Here is a 6,493-nt window from a genome sequence, read left to right on the forward strand (position 1 = left end):
GCGCGCGATCGTAGGAGGTGACACTGAACTCATCCGTTCCCGACAGGGGCGGTCGGGTCGGCCACGAGTTCGGACCCGAAGGGTTTCGGCACTGCCATCTGTCCCGATCGGTCCACCGCCCCGAGTCGCACCTCGCCGCAGTGGCCGAGTGACCAGGCCCAGGAGCACCGATGCGCAGCACGGAAAGCTTCGACTACATCATCGTCGGTGGCGGCAGCGCGGGATGCGTCCTGGCCGACCGGCTCAGCCACGGCGGCTCCGCCCGCGTGCTCCTGCTCGAGGCGGGCGGCTCGGACAGCGACGAGGCCATACGCATACCCGCCGCCCTCGGGATGCTGTTCAAGTCGGAGGTGGACTGGAACTACCGCACCGTCGCTCAGTCGGAGGCGGGGCGCACGTTCTACTGGCCGCGCGGGAAGACGTTGGGTGGATCGTCCTCCACCAACGTCATGATCTACATTCGCGGCAACAGGTATGACTACGACGCCTGGCGCGACCACTTCCACGCGGTCGGCTGGGGGTACGACGACGTGCTCCCCTACTTCGTGAAATCCGAAGCGCATCGCCGGCTGGGCCCGCCCTACCACGGCAAGGACGGCCCTCTGTATGTCGAGGACCGCGCCTACACGCACGAGCTCTCCCATGCCTGGCTGGCCTCCGCCCAGCAGTGGGGACTGGAGTACAACGACGACTTCGCCGGGCGGTCGCCCCTCGGCGCCGGCCCCTACCAGGTGACATGCCACGACGGACGCCGCTGGTCCGCCGCCGACGCATATCTGCGCCCCGCCCTCAGCCGTCCGAACCTCGCCACACGGACCCGTGCCCTCGTCACGCGGATCCTTCTGGCGGGCTCCAGAGCGACAGGGGTGTCCTACGTCGTGAACGGCGAGGAGGTGACTGCGTACGCGGACGCCGAGGTCCTGCTCTGCGGGGGCGCCGTCAACTCCCCTCAACTCCTGCTTCTGTCGGGCATCGGTCCGCCCGACGAGCTGCGCGAGGTGGGCGTGGAGCCGCGGGTGCCACTGGCCGGAGTCGGACGGAACCTCCACGATCAGCTCCTCGTACCCCTCGTGTGGGAGACCCGGGAAGCCGGCGACGTCGTCCTGGACCTGCTCACCCCCGCCAATCTGGCCCAGTGGCGGACCTCGGGCGACGGGCCCTTCGCCTCCAACTACGGCGAGGTCGGGGCCTTCCTCACCGTCGCCGGCAGCGGGCCCGGGCCCGACATCCAGCTCACCGGCGGTCCAACGGCCCTTATCCTCAGCGGAGAAGAAGTCCCTCGGCGTTCGGTGTTCACCATGAACGCCACCGTCCTCAACCCCTTCGCGCGCGGGTCGATCCGTCTGGCATCGGCCGATCCTCGGGAACACCCCCTGATCGATCCCCGGTATTTCGACGATCCCGCCGATCTGCGGCTCATGGTGAAAGGCCTCCGGTCGGCCGTGGGCATCGCCCGGTGCCCGCCCTTCGCCGACCACCTCAAAAGGCCCTACCTTCCGGACAGCGCGGACTTGGACCAACTCGACCAGGCGGACTGGGAACACCACGTTCGCCGGTGGAGCGCCACGTGCTACCACCCCGTGGGCACCTGCCCGATGGGGGAGGGTGAGGAGTCCGTCGTGAACCCTGCGCTCCAGGTCCACGGCGTGGACTGCCTGCGAGTCGTGGACGCGTCGGTCATGCCGACGGTGACCAGCGGCAACACCAACGCGCCCACCATGATGATCGCGGAACGGGCCGCGGATCACATCCGGTCGGAAGCATGACGTCGAACCTTCTGACACTGCCGCGGAGCCGGCCGTGTCCGCCAACACCGACGGGACCGTCTGCGGCATCGCCGAACGCGCCGCGGACCTTCTCCTCCGGGGACAGACGCCGGCCTGCCCGCGCCGCTCTCCTACGGGGTGCTTCTCAACGGTTGCAGTACGGCGGCACCGGCTCGCACGATCGCGGACACGGGTGACTCCACCCACCGCATCAGATCGCGCGGCAGGGAGGTGTCGAGTTCGATGGTCACCCGGACGTACCGGGTGTGCAGCTGGGCGACCTTGGCCGGACGCGGTGCGGTGGCCTCCGGTCCGCGTTGCAGTGCGGCCCGGTAGGTGTCCTTGCGCTGGTTCACGGCTTGTCCTGACGCTTGATGAGTTCGTCTGCGAGATCCATGTACGCCGAGCCCTTGACCCGGACCGGGCTGCCGAACGACTGGGCGTAGAGGTCGAGCCGTGGGACATGGGTCGACAGCACGTCGAAGCCCCGCTCGGTGAGGGCTTCCCGGGCATCGGCGTCGGGACCGGTGCGCGTGGCGTCGGCACGGTTGGTGCGGTTCAGCAGCACGGCGGCGCGCGCCGGACTGACCCGCAGGGACTGCACGTCACCCATCTCACCGCCGATGGGCGCCATGCGGTCCAGCTCGATGGGGGCCGGGGTCACCGGGACGATCCACTCGCTCGCGTACCTCATGATGCTGCGGGTGATGTGCGCGTGGTCCTCCATCTGCGGAGCGTCGAAGACCACGGCCTGCCGGTTGCCCAGGAAGTCGTTCACGCGCCGGTGCACGTCCCCCACCGGAAGGGCGATCACAGGAAACGGGAAGCCACCTGCCAATTCGCTCCAACGCAGCGCGGAGGACGCGGGATCACTGTCGACCAGGAGCGGTGACAGACCCGACTCGTGAAGTGCGTGAGCCAACCAGACCGCGCTGGTCGTCTTTCCCACTCCGGGTTTCAGGTTCACAAACGCATAGCTCAGCGACACGAGAGTGGACGCTAGCGGCCATGAGCCGCAGGTCATCGCGGCGCGGGGTACACGGGTGCGTGGTTCACCCGGCAGGGCGGGGGGATCATCCGTATGGGCCAGGGATTCGGTTGCCGGGCTGCTCGTTCCGTCCGTGGACGTCAAGGACGTCGCGGTCCTCGGCGGTGAGCAGCGGCACGGCGGATCACGAACTCGTGGGTCCCGCCGAAGGTCGGGCTTCGTCCGGGCGGGCGCCGCGGGTCGCGCCCGCCGATGCGGCCACCACGCACAGCACCGCGGTCCACTGCGCCCAGTGCAGCCTTTCCTGGAGCACGACCAGGCCGATGAGGGCCGCCATCGCCGGTTCGAGGCTCATCAGGATGCCGAACACACGCGGTGGGATCCTGCGTAGAGCCTCCAGGTCCAGCGAGTACGGGATCACCGACGACAGCAACGCCACGCCAAGCCCCGCGGCCAGGACCCAGGGCTGCATCAGCGCCGCTCCGCTCCCGGCCACGCCGAACGGCACCGCCACCAATGCCGCGACGACCATTCCCAGCGCCAGACCGTTGCCTTCCGTGGTGTGGCGGCCCAGCGCCGCGCCGAGCAGGATGTAGACGCCCCAGCACGTTCCCGCTGCGAGGGCGAACAGAATGCCGACGGGGTCGAGGTCGCCCCGCCCCTCCATCAGCAGGACCACACCACCTGCCGCGAGCACGGCCCAGAAGCCGTCCAGCCACCGCCTCGACCCCGCGAGGGCCACCGCGAGCGGCCCGAGGAACTCGACGGTGACCGCGATCCCCAACGGGACCCGGGCCAGGGCCAGATAGAAGCACAGGTTCATCAGGCCGAGAACCACGCCGTAGCCGAGCACGACGAACCACGTGCGACGCTTCAATCGCAGGGACGGCCGCCACAGCACCATCAGCACCGCCGCCGCGAAGAACAGCCGCAGAGCGACGGTCCCGAAGCTGCCCACCGCGCTGAACAGGTGCTTGGCCAACGCGGAGCCCAACTGGACGCTGACGATGCCGAGCAGTACCAGCGCCGTCGGCGGGATCGCTCCGACGGCGCGTCCGGTCAGGGATGATCGGGGCGACGGGCCGCGTTTGGTCCGGTCGACCTTCGTGGTGGCCACGCGTGGATTATCGACGACCGGGCGCCACGGGTCACATGATTAACCGGCATGGCATCCACCGTCCGACCACAACGTGACCGCACGAGGGGCGCTGCGGTTCCGTCAACGTTCCCGGTCCGATTGCGCCACCCGCCGCCCCGCCTCGTGACGTCGATTCCCGGGCAGAGGTATATCTCGAAGTGGCGTGCGTCGTGGGTGTCGTCGAAGAGAAGGGCCGCCTGTGATGGAGCGGACAACGTGCTGCGTGGTGGGCGGCGGTCCCGCGGGCATGATCCTCGGTCTGCTGCTGGCCAGGGCAGGGGTCGCCGTCACCGTCCTGGAGAAGCACGCCGACTTCCTGCGCGACTTCCGTGGCGACACCGTGCATCCATCGACCCTGGCCCTGCTGGACGACCTGGGACTCGCCGAGCGCTTCGCCGGACTGCCGCAGCGCCGGGTGACCACACTCCAACTTCCGCTCGGCGCCGACGACGCACTGATCACCGTCTCGGACATCAGCGCGCTTCCGGGTCCGTACAACTACGTGGCGATGGTGCCGCAGTGGGATCTGCTCGACCTCCTCGCCGACGAGGCGCGCAAGGAGCCGTCCTTCTCGCTGCGGATGAACACCGAGGCCACCTCCTTCCTGGTGGAGCGCGGACGGGTGACCGGAGTGCGCTACCGCACCTCCGACGGCCGTAGCGGCGAACTGCGGGCCACGCTCACCGTGGCCTGCGACGGCCGGGGTTCGCTGGCCCGTACCCGTCCCGAGCTGGGCTTGACGGAGTTCACCTGTCCCATGGACGCCTGGTGGTTCCGGCTGCCACGGCGGGACGGTGACCCGCACGGGCTGGTGGGGGGCGCGGGCGACCGGTTCATCACCGCCATGATCGACCGCGGGGAGTACTGGCAGTGTGCCGCGCTGATTCCCAAGGGGACGGATTCCGAGCGCCGCGCGGACGGTCTCGACCGGTTCATGGCCGAGTTCTCCGCTGCCGTGCCCTGGATCGGGGACCGCACCCACGCGCTGCCGTCCTGGGACGAGGTGAAGATGCTGGATGTGCGTCTCGACCGCCTCCGGCGCTGGCACCGCCCGGGGCTCTTGTGCATCGGAGACGCTGCGCACGCGATGTCACCGGTCTTCGGTATCGGCATCAACCTCGCGGTCGAGGACGCGGTGGCCGCCGCACGGTACCTCGTCGAGCCTCTGCTCAGGGGCGAGGTCGGTCTGCACGACGTACGCGGTGTCCAGCGGCGCCGATGGCCGACCACCGCGCTGACGCAGGCACTGCAGCGGCTCGCTCATGCGCGGGTCATCGCCCCGGTACTCGCGGGCGACCCGCCGTTCGGCCACGCACGGCTGGCGGAGCGGGCGAGCGAACTCCTCGCCGGCTCACCCTGGCTCAAGCGCCTGCCGGCGTACTTCATCGGTTACGGCGCCCTGCGTGAGCGTCCACCGGTGCAGTCGGTGCGGTGAGCCGCGGCCGGCGGTCTTCTTCGTTCAGGAGGGCGCGCCGGTCAGGATCTCCACCTTGCCGTTGTCGAGCGAGTAGTAGGCGCCCACCACGGCGAGAGAGCCCTTTTCCACGAGCGGGGCCAGATCCTGGTTGGAGCGCAACGCGTCGGCGGTCAGCCTCACCTGGGCCCGGGCCATGGTCTCGACCGGGTCGGACCCCCCGTCCCGGGCCGCCTGTTCGTAGGCGGGCCGCAACGCCTTCGCGATCGCCTCCAGGTTGCCGGGCAGCGGCTTGCCGTCCCGAATGGACTTGTGAGCCGCCTCGACGGCACCGCAGCGCTGGTGTCCGAGCACCACGACGAGCGGAGTGCCGCTCGTCATGGGTCCGTACTCCACGGAACCCGTGACCACCGGGCCGACCGCCTCGCCGCCCGTGCGCATCACGAAGAGGTCGCCCAGCCCGGTGTCGAAGAGGAGCTCGGGCGGCACTCGGGAGTCGATGCAGGCGAGGACCGACCCGAAGGGCTGCTGCTTCTGGGCCACGAACTCGCGTCGGGTGGGGTCCCGGTCGGGATGCCGGAGGTCTCCCCGCACCCAGCGGTCGTTGCCGTCCATGAGTCTCGCGAAGGCCTGGGCCGGTGTGACCGACCGCGCGTCCGCCGGAGCGCGGGCGGCCAGCGGTGCCGTACGCGTCGACGAACACCCCGCCAGCCCGACGGCGGCCACCGCAAGCCCGCTGCCCAGCAGGGTTCTGCGATCCGGCTGTCCCGTCCTGTCCATCGGCCGTTCTCCTCGGTCTGCTCGACATGTCCCCTACGACACGACCAGGGAGATTGTTGAGCGCGCCGGGCGAACCGGCCGGTAGGCGCAAGCGGACGCGGAACGCTTTGCCACCAACGGCGCACGACCTCGCCGGCGACCGTGTCGGCGAAGGTGCTCGTGGACGAACAGGCCATCCAGGGTGAGCCCGTACTCGCGCCGTCGCCACGGAGGCGGGTCTGTGGCCTCAGGCGTGTGGTGGTGTGTGGTGGCGGCGGTAGTGCCGGGCGACGCGCATGCGGTTGCCGCAGGTGGGTGAGCACCATTCCCTGCGTGCGTGGTTCTTGACGAAGAAGAGCAGGCAGTTGGGTGCCAGGCAGGGGCGCAGCCGGTCGCGGTCGGGGCCGGCGAAGAGCTGGACGGCCTGG

At 69.9% G+C, this 6,493-nt stretch carries 7 protein-coding genes; 2 read left to right on the top strand and 5 right to left on the bottom strand.

Annotated elements, in window-relative coordinates; translation table 11 throughout:
* Positions 1 to 170 precede the first annotated feature (170 nt).
* On the top strand, positions 171 to 1,766 hold the full coding sequence (locus ADL25_RS05790; RefSeq protein ID WP_059126514.1) for a GMC family oxidoreductase: 1,596 nt from the start codon (positions 171 to 173) through the stop codon (positions 1,764 to 1,766).
* 131 nt (positions 1,767 to 1,897) lie between these two features.
* Here the strand turns inward: ADL25_RS05790 and ADL25_RS05795 are convergent, their stop codons facing one another.
* From ADL25_RS05795 to ADL25_RS05805, 3 genes are all read right to left on the bottom strand, one after another.
* Positions 1,898 to 2,122, bottom strand: coding sequence for a hypothetical protein (locus ADL25_RS05795; RefSeq protein ID WP_059126515.1), 225 nt, complete (start codon positions 2,120 to 2,122; stop codon positions 1,898 to 1,900).
* Positions 2,119 to 2,790, bottom strand: a complete 672-nt coding sequence (locus tag ADL25_RS05800) for a ParA family protein (RefSeq protein ID WP_063805562.1) — start codon at positions 2,788 to 2,790, stop codon at positions 2,119 to 2,121. Before ADL25_RS05800 ends, ADL25_RS05795 begins: the two co-directional genes overlap by 4 nt.
* Before the next feature lie 148 nt (positions 2,791 to 2,938).
* Positions 2,939 to 3,871 (bottom strand): EamA family transporter, encoded by a 933-nt coding sequence (locus tag ADL25_RS05805; RefSeq protein ID WP_107116526.1) that lies wholly within the window; start codon positions 3,869 to 3,871, stop codon positions 2,939 to 2,941.
* 223 nt (positions 3,872 to 4,094) lie between these two features.
* Between ADL25_RS05805 and ADL25_RS05810 the strand changes: the two genes are divergently transcribed.
* The gene (locus tag ADL25_RS05810) at positions 4,095 to 5,327 is read left to right on the top strand and encodes an FAD-dependent oxidoreductase (RefSeq protein ID WP_059126516.1); all 1,233 of its coding nucleotides are present in this window, start codon (positions 4,095 to 4,097) and stop codon (positions 5,325 to 5,327) included.
* 24 nt (positions 5,328 to 5,351) lie between these two features.
* On the opposite strand, the gene ADL25_RS05815 is transcribed toward ADL25_RS05810, so the two are convergent.
* Together ADL25_RS05815 and ADL25_RS05820 are read right to left on the bottom strand one after the other, a co-directional pair.
* The gene (locus ADL25_RS05815) at positions 5,352 to 6,086 is read right to left on the bottom strand and encodes a carbonic anhydrase (RefSeq protein WP_181923238.1); all 735 of its coding nucleotides are present in this window, start codon (positions 6,084 to 6,086) and stop codon (positions 5,352 to 5,354) included.
* Positions 6,087 to 6,312: 226 nt separating this feature from the next.
* The coding region (locus ADL25_RS05820; protein ID WP_199839110.1) for a CGNR zinc finger domain-containing protein at positions 6,313 to 6,493 on the bottom strand (181 nt) is incomplete at its 5' end.

It is taken from the genome of Streptomyces sp. NRRL F-5122 (assembly GCF_001507435.1).
In the GTDB taxonomy this organism is placed as follows: domain Bacteria; phylum Actinomycetota; class Actinomycetes; order Streptomycetales; family Streptomycetaceae; genus Streptomyces; species Streptomyces lannensis.